Origin of the sequence: Sphingobium sp. 3R8, from assembly GCF_020166615.1 — a bacterium.
Lineage (GTDB): Bacteria > Pseudomonadota > Alphaproteobacteria > Sphingomonadales > Sphingomonadaceae > Sphingobium > Sphingobium bisphenolicum.
In genome coordinates this window covers 239,318-257,480 of the sequence record NZ_JAIQXR010000003.1, presented here as the reverse complement: position 1 = coordinate 257,480, position 18,163 = coordinate 239,318, and the positions used below count along the sequence as shown (strand labels likewise).

Here is an 18,163-nt window from a genome sequence, read left to right as displayed (position 1 = left end):
CTGCGTCAATGCGCGCGGGCATAGTCGTTGATCCAGGCGACCGTCTTTTCCAGGCCGCCAAAGGGATAAAAATGCAGTCTTACGCGCCCATGCTCCTCGCCCAGCGCCCGTTCGAACGTCTCGACCAGCTTGTCGGGACCAGCGGTGCCGAGCAGCTTCGTAATGGAAATACCATATTTTGCGAGCACCGAAGCGGACGCCCCGACGCCGCACCGCGCGGCAAAGCGCATCAGCGTCTTGATGCCGGCCGGTCCCGGCACGCCGATGCGCACCGGCGCATCGATGCCACGCGCGCGCAACTCTGTCAGCCAGGCCAGGACGGCATCGGCGTCGAACACGAATTGCGTCACGATCAGCGGCGCCATGCCGCGGCGCCCGATCTCGGTGCATTTGTCGAGCAGGACCGACCAGCATTGGTCCGGCGTCATGTTGGGATGGCCTTCGGGATGCCCGCCGACGCCGATGGCTTGGATGCCCGCGCGTTCGAACGCACCGCTGGCGATCAGCGCGCTGCTGTCGTCGTAGGGGCCTTCGGCTTCAGACGGGTCGCCGGCGATCACGAAGCAGCGCTGCACGTCCGCTTCCGCCACGGCCGCCGCCAGATACGCCTCGAACTCGGTGGCTGACGTGATCCGCCGCGCCGAAAAATGCGGCATGGGTTCGAAGCCCAGGCTGCGGACCAGCTTGGTCGCGGCGATGCGAGCCGCGAAATCCTCGCCGGGCAGGAAAGTGACGGCCACGGGCGTTTCGGGCGCGATGGACGGCGCTGCATCACGCAGGGAGTCCACGTCCTTCGCCGTCATTTCCAGCGAATAGCCATCGACCATGTTGACGGGTGGCCGTTCCCAGTTCGGATGAATGACCGGCATATCCTATCCCCTTCAACCTTGCCTCTCCCGACTCTTCCTAGAGCATCGGACTAAATTCGCATAGATGAAATATTCATAGATACGAAATTTCATGAAAACGAGATTGAGCGCCGCACGGGCCGGGGGAATGACGAATGGCGCCACCACATATATGCGGCAGCGTAGCAACAATGGTCTGCGTTCTGGGTCAGGGCGTGACGGTGATGATGGCCCGCCGGTAGCTGGTCAGGGCCGGCTTGCCCAGGTCGCGCGCCTCCAGAATGACATGAAAGCGGGTCTTCTCCTCGACTTGGGGCGCAACGAAGCGCGTGTCCAGCGGATCGCCGCGCTGCAATTCGATGCGGGTATTGCGATTGACCGCCTCGGCTTCGCGATATTGCCACCAGCTATAATCGACCCGATCGCCATCGGGATCGCGCGATCCGGCGGCGGACAGATGCACGACGTCGCCGGCCTTGGCCGCCATCTCGACCGGCGCATTGCCGGCGATCCCGTTGAGGACCAGTTGCGGGGCATGATTGGCGCCCTTGTAGTTCGCCTGAAGCGACCATTGGATGCGCGCGGCGAAATCATGCTGGAAGGCGTCGCGCCAGCGCCAGATGGTCGCTTTGTTGGTCTGATGGGTGCGGCCGTCCGCGCCGCTCACGAGATCGCTGGTGTCGGTCCAGACGCCGTCCCACTCTGAAACCTTGCCATAGCGGCCGCCCCAACTGCCATAATCGGGATGGTCCGGGTGGCCCAGGCCGTTCGGGATCAGGTACAGGAAACTGGGCGTGTCGCCTTCCATGATGAACTGATAATCGGGATAGAGCGACCCCAGTGGCCCGATCTGCACATTTTCGCGCAGCCATTCCTTGGACACGGTGGTGAAGTCCGGCCCGTCGAAATAATACATGCGATCGCCCGATATCCCGCCCCAGGTGGACAGGTTATAATGGCGGTGCGCGGTCAGGCTCACGATCCAGAACAGGTCGGGAAACATGCGCCTGACCCAGGGGCCGGCATTGTCCTGATCGGAAATGGAATAGACGCGCAGTTTCGCCACGAACTTCCCCACCTCTTCGGGCGTGCGGGTTTCGCGGACCTTCCATAGCGCCTGCGCCAGATCGACCGCGCCGCCCCAGACCGTGATCCAGACGGGGCGGGGATCGGGCTTGTCGATCGCGGCGATGATCGCTGCGGACCCGGCCGTATCCTTGCCCGCGCCGACCCCGGCCATGCCATATTCCGGGCGTCCGGGCTTGACCGCGGCGCGCAGCGCGTCGGCGCTCGGCCAGCCATCGGCATGAACCTTGAGATTGGGCAGCACCTGCGCATAGGCGTCGATGCGACGCAGGATTTGCTCGGGATGGACGCTATCCTTCAGGTGCCGCGACGTGGATGGCACCAGCGCTTCGATGTCGAAATCATTGGCGTACAGCAGGAAGCGGACCATCGACTCCATATCGTCGGGGTCCGACCCGACATCGGTCAGCACGATGACGCGCGAGCGGGGGAGGTTGTTTTCCGCCAGCGGCGCGGGCCGGGACGGCGCGGCTGACGGCAGGGCGGTCAGCATCAGGGCGCAAAGGATCGCGACCGAACCGAGTTTCATCGATGATCGTCCTCGATGCGGCGGAGGGCGGGGTCCGGCCCCGCCCTCCAGGGTCAGAAGCGGACGCGGACGCCGGCGGACAGGCGACGGCCGGTCTTGCGATATTCCTTCGTCCGATCCGCGCTGACGGAGTAGATGAACTCCTTGGCGTCGTTGAGGTTGAGCGCGTCGGCAAAGACGGTGAAGTTTGGCGTCACCTCATAGGACAGACCGGCATCGAGCTGGCCATAGGCGTCGAAATATTCCGGCTCGCCGTTGCGGCCCACCGCCACCTGCAGGAACTTGTCGCGCCAGGTGTAGGCAACGCGCGCCTGCACGCCATATTTCTCGTAGAAGCCGACAAGGCTGTAACTATATTTGGACAAGCCTTCCAGGCCATAGGAAACGTTGGCGACGGCATTGGTATAGTTGGCGTTGGACTGGGTATAGTTGAAGCTGGTCTGCACGCCCAGGCCGTCGAACGGCGCGGGCAGGCTGGTGAAGGCCTGGCGATAGCCGACTTCGAAACCCTTGACCGTCGCGCCCTTGCCGTTGCCCGGCACCGTTACCTGGAACGTCACCTGATCGACCTTTTGCGGGGTGGTGAAAAGGGCCACGAAGGAATCGATCTTTTTGTAGAAGGCGGCGAAGGACAAGAGGGAGGAATCGGCGAAATACCATTCGACGCCAGCCTCGATCTGCTTGGCGCGGAACGGCTGCAAGTCCGGGTTGCCGCGACTGATCGTCTCATTGCCCGGATTGGTCTGGATCGACTGGCGCGGCGACAGGTCGGTCAGGGTCGGACGCGTCATCACCTTCGATGCGGACAGGCGCAGGATCAGATCATCGGCCGCCTCCAGCTTGATGTTCAGCGACGGCAGCCAGTCGTCATATTTGCCGCGGAAGCTGATGGGCACCACCCCCGATACGACGATGTCGTTCTGGCCGGTGGGATTGCCATTGGCATCCAGGCGCGGCTTGGCGCTCAAAATCGTGCGGGATGCGCCAGACGAGGTGTAATCGGTGTTTTCGTAGCGCAGGCCGGCATTGATGGTCAGCGGCATCGATCCCAGCATTGTCTCGAAATTGGCCATGACATAGCCGATCTTCACCTTCTCATCGATCACCGACGAGGCGGAGGGTGAGAAGACGGCGGGGTTGAACGCCTTGCCATCCTCCGTCGCAAACTGGTCGATCACGCCGACCAGTTGCTGCGGATTGTAGATTACCCAGTCACGGATGATATTGTCGGGCCCGGTGCCCTGGAAGAAATTGCGATTGGTGGAACTGAACAACGAGGTCGGCAACAGCCGGTCGGACCCGCAATAGGCGCATTGCTCGCCAAAGGGCATTTCGTCCGACGTCAGCCGCTTTTTGCGATTGGCGATCATGCCACCAGTAAAGAGGGTCAGGTTCGACGTCGCCTTCCATTCGGTATCGGCACGATATTCGCTGATCTTGTCGTCGACGTCGGTGCCGCCGCCCCAGATATAATAATGGGCGGTGATGCCCTGCGGGTTGGTCGCGGCATTGGGATAGTTGGGGCTGGTAAAGCCATAATCATAAATCGGGCTGTCGCCGCGCCGATCATACCAGAGGTCGATATTCTTGCGGCGGATGGTGGTGAAGAGATTATTCTCCTTGCCGCGCCGCTCGGCCTTGGACCGCGAAGCGTCGAGCTTCAGCTTGAAATTGTCGGCCGGCTTCCATTCGACATTGACGCCAAACTGGTCGGTCGTGACGTTGCGCTGGTCATATTGCAGGATCTGGTCGACGAAGCCGCCCTGATAACGCTGATAGACGGCCTCGCCATCCTCGACGACTTGTTCGACCAAGGTTCCGCCGGAAAAGTCGTAGGCCAAGCCGGTCTGCTGCTCGGTAAACTTGGCCTTGGAGTAGAGACCATCGAGCGTAACGGTGAGCGTATCGGTGGGCCGGACCTGCAACGAACCGGAAAAGCCATAGCGCTCCAGGCCACGTTCGAAGAAGAAGGGCGACAGGTTCGATGGCATAGAAACATTGCTGAAGGGCGCAACGTCCGGCCCGATACGCCCACCATTCACGCCATTGGCGCGATAATAGGAGTCGCCGCTCGACCGGCGGACATGGCCCGCGCCGATCGTGAATTCGTCGTTGCGGGTCTGACGCTTGGTATAGACGCCCGACAGTGACAGGCCGATGGTCCGGTCCGCATTGCGCCAGGACGCGACTCCGGAGACTTCCGGATTGAACTTGTCGGCCAGTTCAGCCCACATCTGCCCGGCCGAGCCGCTGAAGGCGAACTGTTCCTTCTGGTCGATCGGCCGCAGCGTGTGGACGTCCACCGTCGCGCCGATGGAGGAGCCGTTGAGGTTCGCCTGGGGCGACTTGAACACATCGGCGCCTGCGATGATTTCGGACGGCAGCACGTCGAAGGAAAATTCGCGGCCATTATTGTCGGTGGCCAGCGTGCGGCCATTGACGGTGACGGCGTTGAACTTCGGACCGAAGCCGCGAACGGTGATGTAGCGACCCTCGCCGCGGTTGCGCTCAATGGTGACGCCGGCGACGCGCTGCAGGGATTCGGCGACATTCTGATCGGGCAGCTTGCCCAGATCCTCCGCCACGATCGAATCAACCACGCCGATCGAGTCGCGCTTGATGTCGATCGACGCCTTCTGGCTGGCGCGGATGCCGGTGACGATGATGTCCTCGCTCGTCGCCGGATCGCTGCCCTGGGGTGCCGCGGCGTCCTGTGCACAGGCTGCGCTGCCGATCGTCAGCGCCAGGCCCGACGCCGCCACCATGCTCGCAAGACGGACCTTACCCACCTTTGTCATCTTCCACTCTCCCTATGTTTATTGTCGGTGTTTATGGCGCACCACACAGCATATGTCAAATGACGTAATACATAATATGAATTAGCGCACCGAGCGGATCGGCAGCACGCAAAGCGCCGATCCGAACACGAACAGCAGCGCCGCGATGAAGATCGCGCGATAGTCATTGTCGAACATGCCGAGCAGGATGGCGGCCATGACGGGGCTGAGAATCTGGGGAATATTGACCGCCGTGGTCAGCACGCCCAAATCCTTGCCTTCGTCGCCCAGTGCGCTTTTCGGCAGCACCTGCGTCATCAGCGCCATGTCAATCGACATGAACATGCCGTAGCCAATGCCGATCACGCCGGCATAAACCCACATGCCGGTCATCGAGGGCGCCAGCAGTGGGGCGGTCAGCGCCACACCCATGATCAGGCTGCCTAGAACAACGAACGGCTTGCGTCGCTGCCACCGGTCGGACAGCCATCCCGAGATCAAGGAGGAAGCGACCAGGCAGACCAGGGTGAGCAGCGCCATGTTGGCGATGGCGATGTTCGACGCGCCGTCGGCCAGGCCGATATAGTCGCGCAATATATAGAGAAGATAGGCGGCGACCGCCTGATAGCCCATATAGATGGTGAAGCGGCTGGCGAAGGCCCAGGCGAAATCGGGGTGCGCGCGCGGACTGATCCAGAAGCTCTTGAAGAAACTGCCCCAATGGATCGGGCGGCGGGGCATCGTGTCGCTCGGCGGTTCGCGATTGAGCGCGACGAAGGCGAGGCAGGAGGCGGCGATGGCAGCCGCGAACAGCCCATAAGCCAGCACCCGCTCCCCGGCGAGATAGCCGGCGACCACCGTGCCCGCCGTCAACCCCGCGGTCATGCCCGCGCCTACGATACCCGATACGCCGCCGCGCGACACCGGCGCGAACCGGTCCGCGATCAGCGTCGTCATCGCCGGTTGCATGGCGTTATAGGCGATCGCGGCCATCACCCAGAGGATCATCAGCGACCAGAAGCTCGTCATCAGCGACACGCCGAACAGGCAGAGCGATCCGATCAGCGATGCGATGGCGATCCAGGGCGCGCGGCGACCCCAGCGGCTACGCGTACGATCCGACAGGGCGCCCGCGATCGGCGTCGCCAGGGTCGAGAAGATCGATGTGATGGCGAACAGCAGGGCGAGGTTGTTCTCCTTCGCACCGGGCGACAGCTCCGCGATCTGATTGGGCAGAAGCACGCCCAGCACGCCGCTGTAGAGCGCCATCAGCAGGAAGAAATTGACCATCAGCGACAATTGCAGCCGGACGCGCGCCGCGCCGGTCACCCAGACCGGTGATGATTGGTCGGCAGGGGCGGGGATGCTGTGCATCAGTTGGCCGCCCGGCTTTCCGGGACCAGGCGCAGCCCCGCATTGCGCGGCCTGCGATGCGGCCCCCCGCGCACGTTCCAGCCGTTGCCGGCAACACTTTGCGCGATCGCCGCCTCGTCGATCACGATGCCCAGACCCGGCCGGTCGCCCAATATGATGCCGCCATCGGCAATCTGCTGGTCGACGTCGAAGCCGGTGGGAAAAGCGAAATCCTGCACTTCGATGCCGATCATGTTGGGTACGGCCGCGGCGGCATGGGCGACCGGATTGGCGTTATAGGCGACCGGCGAGACGGGCAGGCCACGCGCATGGGCGGCCATGGCCACCCGGTGGAAATGGGTGATGCCCCAAACGCTTCCGGTCTGGACGATGTCGACGGCGCAGGCGTCGAACAACGGCGCATATTGTTCGAGGCCGGAGAGATTTTCGCCCGTCGCCACCGCAGTTTTGACGGCGCGCGATATGGCGGCATGGCCCGCCGCGTCCCATCGCCGCACCGGCTCCTCGATCCAGGTCAGGTCGATCCTCTTTTCGATCTCGGCCAGGTGCCGGATCGCCTGCTTGCAATTCCAGGCTTCGTTGACGTCCAGCATCAGCGCGGGCCGGTGGCTGTTCCGCGACAGGATGTCGCGCACCGTTTCCAGCCGGCCGATGTCACGGTCCAGATCGCGGCCGCCTTTGATCTTGGCTGCGGTAAAGCCGCGATCGGCCCAGGCGCCATAATGACCGGCGAACGCATCGTCCTCCAGGCCGTAGCACAGGCCGGAGGCATAGCCCGGCACGAACCGGTCACCCGCGCCCAGCGTGCGCCACAGCGGCTCTTCCGCCATCTTCGCCTTCAGATCCCACAATGCCATGTCGATCGCCGCGATTGTGCCGAAGGTGGCGCCGGCGTGGCCGCTCTTGAACACGTGGGCGAGCATCGAATCATAGAGGCTCGACACCGCGCGCGGGTCCGCGCCCTCGACCGCGGGAAACAGCCGGTCGATCTCGCCATGCTGGCCAAGGCCGATGCCGGTCAAACCGCCATCGGTTTCGAGCAGCAGGACCGGGACTTCGGTAATGCCGGATTCGACGACGCCGTTCACGTCGCCGACCGGCCGCCGCCAGTCATGATAGGCTGTGAGGCTGCGATAGCCTGTAATGTTCATCGGGATGTCCTCTACCCTTCCGGTGTTACCGGCCACGAGTCATATTATGTATTATCTATGTTGTTTGACAAGTCTTGACGGCGCTTGTCAATCGGGTCCACGCTGGAAATTAGCGTCGTGCAGGGCGCAGGCATGACAAAAGGCGTGAAGATACATGCAGGATAGACTGGGCGGCGGGGCTTTGGCGGCAACGCAGCGGGTGCGGCGGCGTCCCCGCTTGGCCGAGGCCGTGGTCGAAGACCTGGTCAATGCGATCGTGACGGAAATGTACCCCGCCGGCACCGCGCTGCCACCGGAAAACATGCTCTGCGACCTCTATGGCGTCAGCCGCACCGTGGTCCGCGAAGCGACGACGGCGCTCACCGAGAAGGGACTGGTGGTATCGCAGCAGGGACGCGGGACGATCGTGCGCGATTCGCGCGATTGGAACCTGCTGGACCCGATGATCCTGGCGGCCTTGTTCCGGCGCGAGGACGGCCTGTCCTATCTCGACAATCTTTCCGAAATCCGCTCATCGCTTGAAGCGTCGATGGCGGCCAAGGCGGCGAAAAAGGCGACTCCCGAAAGCGTGGCGGAACTGACGGCGCAGATCGACAAGCTGGAAGGGCTGGTCGACATGCCTGCTGCCTATGTGCATGAGGATGTGCATTTCCACGACATCATCATGCGCATGTCGGGCGACCGGCTGAGCAAGGCGATCATCGACGGCATCCAAGGCAAGGCGCTCAACACCCATGGCTATGCCGGCAAGCTGAGCGTCGCGCATGTGCGCGATACCCAGGCGGCGCATCGGCGCATCCACGACGCGATCGTCGCTGGCGATTCGGAGGCGGCTGCCCGTGCGATGCGCGAGCATATAGAATCTTCCTGGGCAAAACGGCGCAGTTCCCGCGTCGAGACATAGCGCACGGCTCAGGGTTGTTCGTCGAGCGCGTAGATTCGCTCCATTTCAGCCCAGGTGACGTTCGGCGCAAATGGGAGAGGGCGCTGGAACGTTCGCATCAGGGCATCCCAGGCCTGGACATCCGGATTGGCGGCATCCTGCGCCCTCTTGGTTGCGCCGTCGGGAGCAAGGGCGATATCCTGCTCCATGATCATCACCATTCGGTCGCCGATCATCCATATTTGCAGGTCCGTCACGCCATCGGCGCGGATCGCATCGCTCACCGCTTGCGGTGGGCCGCCGGGTTTGTGCCATTCGCGATAGCGCGCGATCGAATCCGGCTCGTCCACCAGGTCGACCATGAAGCAACGTCGCACAATCTCACCCAATGTCCTTCTCCCGGTTGACGAGTCCGTCCAGTGTAGATATTCATCATATGTCTTACAAGATGGAGAGGCTGATCATGGCCCGGCTTTATGGCGGCGAAGTGTCCAAACGACATATCGCCGAACGATCCGGCGCGCTGTCGCAATTTGCCGGCGTGCGATTGATGACCCTGGGGGATGGGGTGGAGCGCGGCGTGCGGATGCTGCAATTCCGCACCGGCTCAGGGCTTGCCTTCACCGTGCTGGTCGACCGCGCCATGGACATCGCCGAATGCGACCATGCCGGGCGCGCCGTCGGCTGGCACTCGCCGTCGGGCTTCCGCCATCCCGGCCTGCATGAGTATGAAGGGGAGGGCGGGCTTGGTTGGTTCCGCTCCATGTCCGGTCTCAATATCACCTGCGGCCTCGACCATATCCTCTTCATGCACGATGATCCCGCCGGCCATTATCATTATGGCCCGCGAGAGACGGTGTCTTCTTCGCTGCACGGCCGCATCGGCACCATTCCGGCGCAACTCACCGGCTATGGCGAGCAATGGGACGGCGACGCCTGTACCTTCTGGGCGGAAGGCGTCGTCCGCCAGTCGACCGTCTTCGGCGAGGATCTGCATCTCATCCGCCGGATCGAGGCGGATTTGGGCGGCGACGAGATCCGTCTGACCGACCGCGTGGTCAATCACGGCTTCTACCGCACGCCGCACATGTTCTGCTATCATATCAACGTCGGTCATCCGGTGGTCGCGGAAGGTGCGCGCTATGTTGCGCCGATCCGCGACGTGCTGTGGGCCGCTCATGCCGATGCCTATCAGGCGCAGGGCGTGGGATATCGCACCTTGCCCGCTCCGATCGTCAATTTCCACGAACAGGTGTGGCAGCATGACATGGCGCCCGACGCCGACGGCCGGGTCGAGGTCGGTATCGTCAACGAAGCGCTGGGCTTCGGCTTCTCGGTCGTCACCCGCAAGGACCAGTTTCCCGCCATGTTCGAATGGCAGAATTTGCACGCCGGCCATTATGCAGTGGGGATCGAGCCGTCGACCAACCATGTGCTGGGCAAGGATTTCGCGCGCGAACGGGGCGAACTGATCGAACTGGAGCATGGCGAAGAGCGCCGCTACGACACGATCCTGCGCGTCCTGCCCGATGCCGCCGCGGTATCGGCCGCAGTGGCGCGGATCGAGGGCGTCCAGTTGCAGCCCGATGACGACTATCCCGCGCCTTCCGGCCACTATCCGCCGATCGGGAATGCGGCATGAAGGGCCGGACGATCCTCTATACCGGCGCAGCCGGCGGGCTTGGCCTCGAAACGACGCTGCTCCTGATCGAAGGCGGCGCGACCGTGATCGCGGTAGACAATGACCCGGCCAAGGTGGCGCGGCTGACCGAAGCGGCGGCGTGCAAGGGACCGGGGCGGCTGGTCGTATCGACCGCCGACCTGTCGGACCTTGCTGCCTTCCGCGCAACGCTCGACGATCTGCTCGCTGAGCATGATGGTTTCGATGTCGTCATCAACAATGCCGCCATCTATCCGTCCCGGCCCTTCGAGGATTTTTCCATCGAGGAGCATCAGCTGGTCCAGCGGATCAATGTCGATGCCGGGATCGTCGCGGTGCAGGCGGCGCTGCCGGGGATGCGGGCCAGGGGCTTCGGTCGGATCGTCAATATCGCCAGCATCACCCTGTCGGGCGGCTGGGCGAACCTGTCGCCCTATGTCGCATCGAAGGGCGCGCTGGTCGGCCTGACCCGCGCCTGGGCTCGGGAATTCGGTCCCGACGGCATTACCGTCAACGCCATTGCGCCGGGCGCCTTTCCGACCGACGCAGAAAAAATCCACCCCGACCCGGACGGATATAACCGCATGGTATTGGATGCGCAGGCGGTCAAACGCCGGGGCGTCGCCGCCGATATCGCCCATGCCATCGGATTTTTCGCCGCCGACGCGGCGGGCTTCATCACCGGCCAGACGCTGCACGTCAACGGCGGCTGGGTCATGGCCTGAAGGACCATAAATGACCATTCTCAAGGATATTCGCGTTCTCGACTGTTCGATCGCCATGGCGGGGCCGTTCGCGGCGCAGCGATTGGGCGACATGGGCGCCGACGTCGTCAAGGTCGAACCGACCAGCGGCGAATGGCAGCGCCATGCTTCGGCGGGCGGCGCCACCGGCAATAGCATCAACGTCTCCTTCCTCTCGCTCAACCGCAACAAGCGGTCGCTGGCGATCGATCTCAAATCGCCCGAGGGGAAGGCGGTGCTGCTCGACCTGGTCAAGGATGCCGACATCTTTCTCCAGAATTACCGTCCCGGCGTCGCCGAGCGGCTGGGTGTTGATTATGCGACCCTGTCGGCGATCAACCCGCGCCTCATCTATGTGTCCATGTCCGGCTATGGCGAGGATGGTCCCTACCGCCTCTATCCGGGGCAGGATCTGCTGCTTCAGGGCATGTCCGGCGCGATGCTTTCGGCCGGGGCGGACGGCGCGCCGCCATCGCCCGCCGGACAATATCTGGTTGACGCCGTGACCGCCTATACCGCCTTTGAAGGCGCACTCGCCGCCCTTTTCCACCGCGAACGGACAGGGGAGGGGCAGTTGGTGCAGGTCAATATGCTCGACGCCATCACCACGCTCCAGATGCAGGAATTGTCGGTCTTCACCGTCGGCGGCAAGGCGCAGACGCGATCGGCGCAGCCCCATGCGCACAGCTATATCCGCGCGCCTTATGGCGTGTTCGCAACGGCCGACGGCTATATGACGCTGGCGATGGCGTCGCTCAAGACGCTGGGGCAGGTGCTGGACGATCCCTTCTTCGCCGAGCTGGACGAGGAACGCGACGGCTGGACCCAGCGCGACGCCATTTTCGCCCAGGTGAAGACGCATCTCGCCACCCGCGATACGGCGCATTGGCTGGATACGTTCCGCGCCGCCGATATCTGGTGCGGGCCGGTCTATGGCTATGCCGACCTGGTCGACGATCCACAGATCCGCCACAACGGCACCTTCGTCGAATATGACCATGCGACCGAAGGCCGGGTAAAGGTGCCGGGCTTTCCGATCCGCTTTTCCAGGACGCCGTCCGCCATCACCCGTGGCGCGCCGCTGGTCGGCGAACATAGCCGCGACGTGCTGGCGGAAATCGGCCGCAGCGAAGCGGAAATCGCGCAACTGATCGAATCCGGCGTGGTGCGCCAGCATATATGAGCCTGCCCCTTTATCGCGGCCTGACCTGGGATCATCCGCGCGGCTATCGCGCGCTGGAGGCGGCCGCGTGCGCCATAGCGCCTGGGCAGGGGCTGACCATCGCCTGGGACCGCCATTCTCTGGAAGGGTTCGAAGCCGCGCCTATTGCGGAACTCGCCGATCGCTACGACCTGATCGTTCTGGACCATCCTCATATCGGCGAAGCTGTAGCGCAGGACTGCCTGCTGCCGATGGAAAGCCTGTTCGACGCCACGATGCTTGCAGAACTGGAGACGGCGGCGATCGGCCGTTCGCTCGCCAGCTATCATTATGCCGACGCGCACTGGGCGCTGCCGCTCGACGCGGCGACGCAGGTCATGGCCTATGCCCGCGACCGGATCGATCGACCGCCCACGACATGGGATGCGGTGATCGACCTTGCCGGCAGCCAGCCGGTCGCGCTGTCGCTCGCCGGGCCGCACGCCATCCTCTCCTTCCAGTCGATCGTCGCCGCGCTGGGCGGCGCCCGCCCGGCGGATGCCTTTGTCGATCGGCGGATCGGGCGCGAAGCCTATGCCATCATGGCGGGACTCACAGGCTCCACAAGCCGTGCGTTTGTTGCAGCCAATCCCATCGCGTTGCTCGAAGCGATGGCGACCGGCGAGGATATCGCCCTCGTCCCTTTGATCTACGGCTATGTGAACTATGCCGCCGCCGGTCGCGTAGGTTTCGCCGATGCGCCACGCGGGACGGCAGGGATCGGATCGATCCTGGGCGGCACCGGGATCGCCGTGTCGAAACGTTGCGCGATGACCCCGGCGCTCAAGGCGCACCTCCTCTGGCTGATGGGCGAGGAGGCCCAGCGCCAGTTCATTCCAGCGCAGGACGGCCAGCCCTCGCTCCGTACCGCCTGGGCCGATCCGCAAGTCGATGCCCGCTGGGGCGGTTTCTACAGCGGCACGCGCGCCACGCTGGAGGCGGCCAGCCTGCGCCCGCGCCATGACGGTGCCATCCCCTTCCAGACCGAAGCCTCCAACCGCCTCCGCGCGGGCCTGATCGATGGCGACCCCGCTGATCCCGTGCTGGACGCCATCGAAGCGGCCTTCCACCGCCATCACCGCAAAGGAACCCCATTATGAGCGCCCAACTGCGCTTCGACATTGCCGATCGCATCGCCACCATCACGCTCAATCGCCCCGAAAAGCTCAACGCGATGACGCCCGACATGGCGGCGGCGCTGGTCGCTGCGGTCAGCGAATGCAACAGTTCCGACGCGGTGCGAGTGTTGGTCGTCACCGGGGCGGGCGAAAAGGCCTTTTCCGCCGGCTCCGACATTTCGACGCTGGACGCCTATGCGACCCCCTGGGACTTTCGCAATCGGCAGGATTATTGCGACGCGCTGCGCGCCTGCCGCAAGCCGGTAATCGCGGCGATCAACGGCTATGCGCTGGGCGGCGGGCTGGAAACCGCTATGGCCTGCGACATCCGCATCGCGTCGAGTAATGCCCGCTTCGCTGCGCCGGAGATCAAGCTGGGCTGGATCGGCGGCGGCGGCATGGCGGTAGGCCTGGCCCATTCGATCGGCATGTCGAACGCCGCGCTGATGCTCTACACCGGCGACATGGTGAGCGCGGAGCAGGCACTGGCATGGGGATTGGTGAGCGAAGTCACGCCGCCCGACCAGTTGCTCGGCCGGGCGCAGGCCATCGCCGCGACCATTGCAGAGCGCGCGCCGATCGCCGCCGAAACGGCCAAGCTCAACCTGCGCGCCGCGCACCAGATGCCCTATGACAAGGCGATCGACTATGAGCGCGACCTACAGGCGATCTGCTTCGCCACGGCCGACGCCGCCGAGGGCCGCGCGGCCTTTGCCGAGCGGCGCGCGCCCGACTTTCAGCGGCGCTGAGTCATGGACCTGACCCCCGCCGCCATTCTGCCGGCCGATCCCGACGCGCTGCTGTTCGGCCGCATCTGGCGTCCCGATTGCGAAGGGCCATCGCCGGTGCGGGTCGATGGCGATCGGCTGACCGATATCTCCACCCGCTTCGCGACCGCGCGTGACCTGTGCGAAAGTGTCTCCCCGGCGCAGGCGCTGCGCGACGCGAAGGGCGAGGATGCCGGCCCCCTTATCGACATCCTCGCCAACACCCCCATTGAACGCCGCGATCCGTTGCGGCCCTGGCTGCTCTCGCCGATCGATCTACAGGCGGTGAAGGCTGCGGGCGTCACCTTCGTCACCTCGATGCTGGAGCGGGTGATCGAGGAAAAGGCGCGCGGCAATCCCGAGGTCGCCGTCCAAATCCGCGAGCAGGTGCGCGCGCTGGTCGGCGACGACCTGCGCGACCTGAAGCCGGGATCGGTGCAAGCCGCGCAGCTTAAACAGACGCTGATCGACGCGAACGCCTGGAGCCAGTATCTGGAGGTGGGGATCGGCCCAGACGCCGAAATCTTCACCAAGGCGCAGCCGATGGCCACCGTCGGCGCGGGCAGCGCCATCGGCGTCCATCCCGCATCGGTCTGGAACAATCCGGAACCCGAAGTCGTGCTGGTGATAGCATCGGACGGGCGGATCATCGGCGCGACGCTGGGCAATGACGTCAATCTGCGCGATGTCGAGGGGCGATCCGCTCTGCTGCTGGGCAAGGCCAAGGACAATGTTGGTGCGGCGGCAGTCGGCCCCTTCGTGCGGCTATTCGACGGTGGGTTCGACCTCAAGGTGGTGGAGGCGATCACCGTCACCCTGTCGGTCCATGGTACCGACGGCTTCATCATGGATGGACGGTCGGCGATGGCGGAGATCAGCCGTTCCCCGGCAGAGCTTGCGGCGCAGGCGGTGAACGCCCATCATTCCTATCCCGACGGCCTCATCCTCTATCTCGGTACGCTGTTCGCGCCGACGCAGGACCGGGGCGAGCCGGGACGGGGCTTCACCCATGCGGAAGGAGACGAGGTGCGCATTGGCTGCGATGAACTGGGGACGTTGGTGAATCGGGTGACGGCGACCGATCGGGTCGAACCATGGACCTTTGGTGCAGGGGCGCTGATGCGCAATCTGGCCAAGCGAGGCCTGTTGTGAGCGCTCGCCCCCGGATTCTCCTCACCCGGCGCTGGCCGGACATAGTCGAACAGCGGCTGGCCGCATCCTATGATGTGACCTTCAACGAAGGCGACCGGCCGATGGACGCAGCGACGCTGGTCCGGGCGATGCGCGATCATGATGCGCTCTGCCCGACCGTTACCGACCGGGTGACGCGCGACATATTGCTCGTCCAAGGACGACGGGTAGGGATCATCGCCAATTATGGCGCGGGATATGAGCATATCGACCTCGCCGCCGCGCGCGAAGCGGGACTGGCCGTTACCAATACGCCCGACGTGTTGACGGAAGCCACCGCGGACATCGCCATCACCCTGATGCTGATGGCGATGCGCCGGGCGGCCGAGGGTGAGCGCGAATTGCGCGCCGGCGACTGGACGGGGTGGCGACCGACCCATCTTGTCGGCCAGTCGCTGGATGGCAAGCTGTTGGGGCTGGTCGGCTTCGGCCGGATCGCCCGCGCGGTGGCCAGGCGGGCGCAGGCGTTCGGGATGCGCATCGCCTATCACAGCCGCCGTCCTGCGGCTGACATGCCGGCCGACGCCTATTATGCCGATCTGGGCGCGCTGGCGCAGCAGGCGGATGTCCTGTCGCTTCACGCGCCGGGCGGGGCGGAAACGCGGCACATGGTCGATACCGCGTTGCTGGCGGTGATGCCGGTCCATGCGGTGCTGGTGAATACCGGGCGCGGGTCGCTGGTCGATGAAGGCGCGCTGGCGGAGGCTCTGGCGGAGCGGCGGATCGCGGCGGCGGGGCTGGACGTCTATGAAAACGAACCGCAGGTCCATCCCACCCTGATCGACCTGCCCAATGTCGTGCTGCTGCCCCATCTGGGCAGCGCCACGATCGAGGCGCGCACCGCCATGGGGATGAAGGTTGCGGACAATCTCGATCGCTTCTTTGCCGGCGAGCCGCTGCTTGACCCCGTCGCTTGACCGGATCGCAGCGGCGACGCGGGCCTGGCTTGCGGCGGCCGACGGGCCGCTGATTCTGGGCCTGTGCGGCGCGCAGGGTTCGGGCAAGTCGACGCTCGCCGCCGGCCTGCAAAGGCGGATGGAGGCGGAGGGGCGGCGGACGGCGATCCTGTCGCTCGACGATCTCTATCTGAGCGGCACGGCGCGGGCACAATTGGCCGATACGGTGCATCCGCTGCTGCGCACCCGCGGCGTGCCGGGCACCCATGATGCGTTGCGGGGGATCGCGATTCTGGATTCGGTCAAGGCTGGCGAGGCGCTGCCGCTGCCGCGGTTCGACAAGGGGCGGGACGAGCCGTTCGATCGGGAGGAGGCGGCCGGACCCGTCGATCTCCTGATCTTCGAAGGCTGGTGCGTCGGCGCGCGGCCGCAGGCGGAATCGGCGCTCGCCGCACCGATCAATGCGCTGGAGCGGATCGAAGACCCGGACACGGTCTGGCGGCGCCATGTCAATCGCCAGCTCTGGGGCATCTATGCCGAACTGTTCGCCCGCATCGACCGGCTGGTTCTGCTCGCCGCGCCGGACTTCGGTGTTGTGCGTGACTGGCGCGGCGAGCAGGAGGAGACCTTGTGGGCCAGCAAGGCGAGCGGCGCGATGGACGCTGCGCAGCTCGATCGCTTCGTCCAGCATTATGAGCGGCTGACCCGGCATATATTGGCGGAAATGCCCGGCCGAGCCGATCTCACGCTGCAACTCGACCATAACCGCCAGCCAGGGGCTACAGCATGATCATCTCCTCCCCGCTCGACTATCGCGAAGCGGCGCGACGGCGGCTGCCGCGTTTCCTGTTCGACTATGTCGATGGCGGCGCGTTCGGGGAAGAGACGATGGCGGCCAATAGCGCCGACCTGGCGGATATCAAGCTGCGCCAGCGGGTGCTGCGCGATGTGTCTGCGCTGAGTCTTGAAACCACGATGTTCGGCGAGAAGATGGCGATGCCGCTGCTGCTCGCGCCGATCGGCCTCGGCGGCATGATGCGCCGGCGCGGCGAATTGCAGGTGGCGCGGGCGGCCTGTCGCGCTGGCATTCCCTATATCCTCTCCACCGTCAGCGTCTGCTCGGTGACCGAAGTGATCGAGGATTGCGGCCGGCCGGTCTGGTTCCAGCTCTATGTGCTCAAGGATCGCGGCTTCATGCGGCACGCGCTGGAGCGGGCGCAGGCGCTGGGCGTCACCAAGCTGGTCTTCACCGTCGACATGCCGCTGCCCGGCGCGCGCTATCGTGACGCCCATTCGGGCATGAGCGGCCCCAATGCGCCGCTGCGCCGGATGCTGCAGGCGATGGGCCGTCCGGGCTGGGCGTGGGACGTGGGGTTGCAAGGGCGGCCGCACGATCTGGGCAATGTCTCCGCCTATCGTGGCCAGCCTACGAACCTGGCCGATTATATCGGATGGCTGGGGGAGAATTTCGATCCGTCCATCACCTGGTCCGACCTGGAATGGATCAGGGACGTGTGGAAGGGCGAGATGATCGTGAAGGGCATACTCGATCCGGACGACGCCCGCGATGCGGTGCGTTTCGGCGCCGACGGCATCGTCGTATCCAACCATGGCGGGCGGCAACTCGACGGCGCAGTGTCGACCGCGCGCGCCCTGCCCGGCATCGCCGATGCAGTGGGCGACGATCTGACCCTGCTGGTCGATGGCGGCGTGCGGACCGGACTGGACGTGGTGCGGATGCTGGCGCTGGGCGCGCGCGGCGTGCTGCTGGGCCGCGCCTATATCTACGCGCTGGCGGCGCAGGGAGAGGCGGGCGTGACCCGTCTGCTGGAACTGATCGCGCAGGGGATGAAGGTGTCGATGGCGCTGAGCGGCGCAAAAAGCGTCACCGAGTTGGACAGTAGGTCGCTGGTTTAGGGTTGGCACATCTTTCTCATTA

Annotated in this window: 16 protein-coding genes; 10 read left to right on the top strand and 6 right to left on the bottom strand. The window is 64.6% G+C overall.

Annotation, left to right across the window (positions count from 1 at the left end; genetic code table 11):
- Positions 1–5 precede the first annotated feature (5 nt).
- The 5 genes from K9B33_RS04565 to K9B33_RS04545 form a co-directional block, all read right to left on the bottom strand.
- Entirely contained in the window at positions 6–869 is an 864-nt protein-coding gene (locus tag K9B33_RS04565) for a methylenetetrahydrofolate reductase (protein ID WP_224547009.1), read from the bottom strand.
- Positions 870–1,056: 187 nt separating this feature from the next.
- Complete coding sequence (locus K9B33_RS04560) at positions 1,057–2,463, bottom strand: DUF1593 domain-containing protein (protein ID WP_224547008.1); 1,407 nt, start codon at positions 2,461–2,463, stop codon at positions 1,057–1,059.
- Between the two features lie 53 nt (positions 2,464–2,516).
- Complete coding sequence (locus K9B33_RS04555; protein ID WP_224547007.1) at positions 2,517–5,261, bottom strand: TonB-dependent receptor; 2,745 nt, start codon at positions 5,259–5,261, stop codon at positions 2,517–2,519.
- 81 nt (positions 5,262–5,342) lie between these two features.
- Complete coding sequence (locus K9B33_RS04550; protein ID WP_224547006.1) at positions 5,343–6,614, bottom strand: MFS transporter; 1,272 nt, start codon at positions 6,612–6,614, stop codon at positions 5,343–5,345.
- Positions 6,614–7,765 carry a mandelate racemase/muconate lactonizing enzyme family protein gene (locus K9B33_RS04545; protein ID WP_224547005.1) on the bottom strand — a complete coding sequence of 384 codons (1,152 nt, stop codon included), beginning with the start codon at positions 7,763–7,765 and terminating at the stop codon, positions 6,614–6,616. Before K9B33_RS04545 ends, K9B33_RS04550 begins: the two co-directional genes overlap by 1 nt.
- 154 nt (positions 7,766–7,919) lie before the next feature.
- On the opposite strand from K9B33_RS04545, the gene K9B33_RS04540 reads away from it, so the two are divergent.
- Positions 7,920–8,669 (top strand): FadR/GntR family transcriptional regulator, encoded by a 750-nt coding sequence (locus tag K9B33_RS04540; RefSeq protein ID WP_224547004.1) that lies wholly within the window; start codon positions 7,920–7,922, stop codon positions 8,667–8,669.
- Between the two features lie 8 nt (positions 8,670–8,677).
- Here K9B33_RS04540 and K9B33_RS04535 read toward each other — a convergent pair whose 3' ends face one another.
- Positions 8,678–9,037 carry an L-rhamnose mutarotase gene (locus K9B33_RS04535; RefSeq protein WP_224547003.1) on the bottom strand — a complete coding sequence of 120 codons (360 nt, stop codon included), beginning with the start codon at positions 9,035–9,037 and terminating at the stop codon, positions 8,678–8,680.
- A gap of 74 nt (positions 9,038–9,111) precedes the next feature.
- Between K9B33_RS04535 and K9B33_RS04530 the strand changes: the two genes are divergently transcribed.
- From K9B33_RS04530 to lldD, 9 genes are read left to right on the top strand one after another with little or no spacing between them, the layout of a single operon-like run.
- The gene (locus tag K9B33_RS04530) at positions 9,112–10,290 is read left to right on the top strand and encodes an aldose 1-epimerase family protein (RefSeq protein WP_224547002.1); all 1,179 of its coding nucleotides are present in this window, start codon (positions 9,112–9,114) and stop codon (positions 10,288–10,290) included.
- On the top strand, positions 10,287–11,033 hold the full coding sequence (locus K9B33_RS04525; protein ID WP_224547001.1) for an SDR family NAD(P)-dependent oxidoreductase: 747 nt from the start codon (positions 10,287–10,289) through the stop codon (positions 11,031–11,033). The genes K9B33_RS04530 and K9B33_RS04525 overlap by 4 nt, the downstream gene beginning before the upstream one ends.
- A 10-nt stretch (positions 11,034–11,043) precedes the next feature.
- A complete protein-coding gene (locus K9B33_RS04520; protein WP_224547000.1) occupies positions 11,044–12,234 on the top strand; it encodes a CaiB/BaiF CoA transferase family protein in 1,191 nt (396 codons plus the stop codon).
- Positions 12,231–13,352, top strand: a complete 1,122-nt coding sequence (locus K9B33_RS04515; RefSeq protein ID WP_224546999.1) for an extracellular solute-binding protein — start codon at positions 12,231–12,233, stop codon at positions 13,350–13,352. The genes K9B33_RS04520 and K9B33_RS04515 overlap by 4 nt, the downstream gene beginning before the upstream one ends.
- Complete coding sequence (locus K9B33_RS04510) at positions 13,349–14,119, top strand: enoyl-CoA hydratase/isomerase family protein (RefSeq protein ID WP_224546998.1); 771 nt, start codon at positions 13,349–13,351, stop codon at positions 14,117–14,119. The genes K9B33_RS04515 and K9B33_RS04510 overlap by 4 nt, the downstream gene beginning before the upstream one ends.
- A 3-nt stretch (positions 14,120–14,122) precedes the next feature.
- Complete coding sequence (locus K9B33_RS04505) at positions 14,123–15,289, top strand: fumarylacetoacetate hydrolase family protein (protein ID WP_224546997.1); 1,167 nt, start codon at positions 14,123–14,125, stop codon at positions 15,287–15,289.
- Positions 15,286–16,245: a 2-hydroxyacid dehydrogenase gene (locus tag K9B33_RS04500; protein ID WP_224546996.1), complete on the top strand. Its 960-nt coding sequence runs from the start codon at positions 15,286–15,288 to the stop codon at positions 16,243–16,245. The genes K9B33_RS04505 and K9B33_RS04500 overlap by 4 nt, the downstream gene beginning before the upstream one ends.
- On the top strand, positions 16,229–17,014 hold the full coding sequence (locus K9B33_RS04495) for a kinase (RefSeq protein WP_224546995.1): 786 nt from the start codon (positions 16,229–16,231) through the stop codon (positions 17,012–17,014). Before K9B33_RS04500 ends, K9B33_RS04495 begins: the two co-directional genes overlap by 17 nt.
- Positions 17,011–18,141, top strand: a complete 1,131-nt coding sequence (gene lldD, locus K9B33_RS04490; protein ID WP_224546994.1) for an FMN-dependent L-lactate dehydrogenase LldD — start codon at positions 17,011–17,013, stop codon at positions 18,139–18,141. Before K9B33_RS04495 ends, lldD begins: the two co-directional genes overlap by 4 nt.
- Positions 18,142–18,163: the final 22 nt, after the last annotated feature.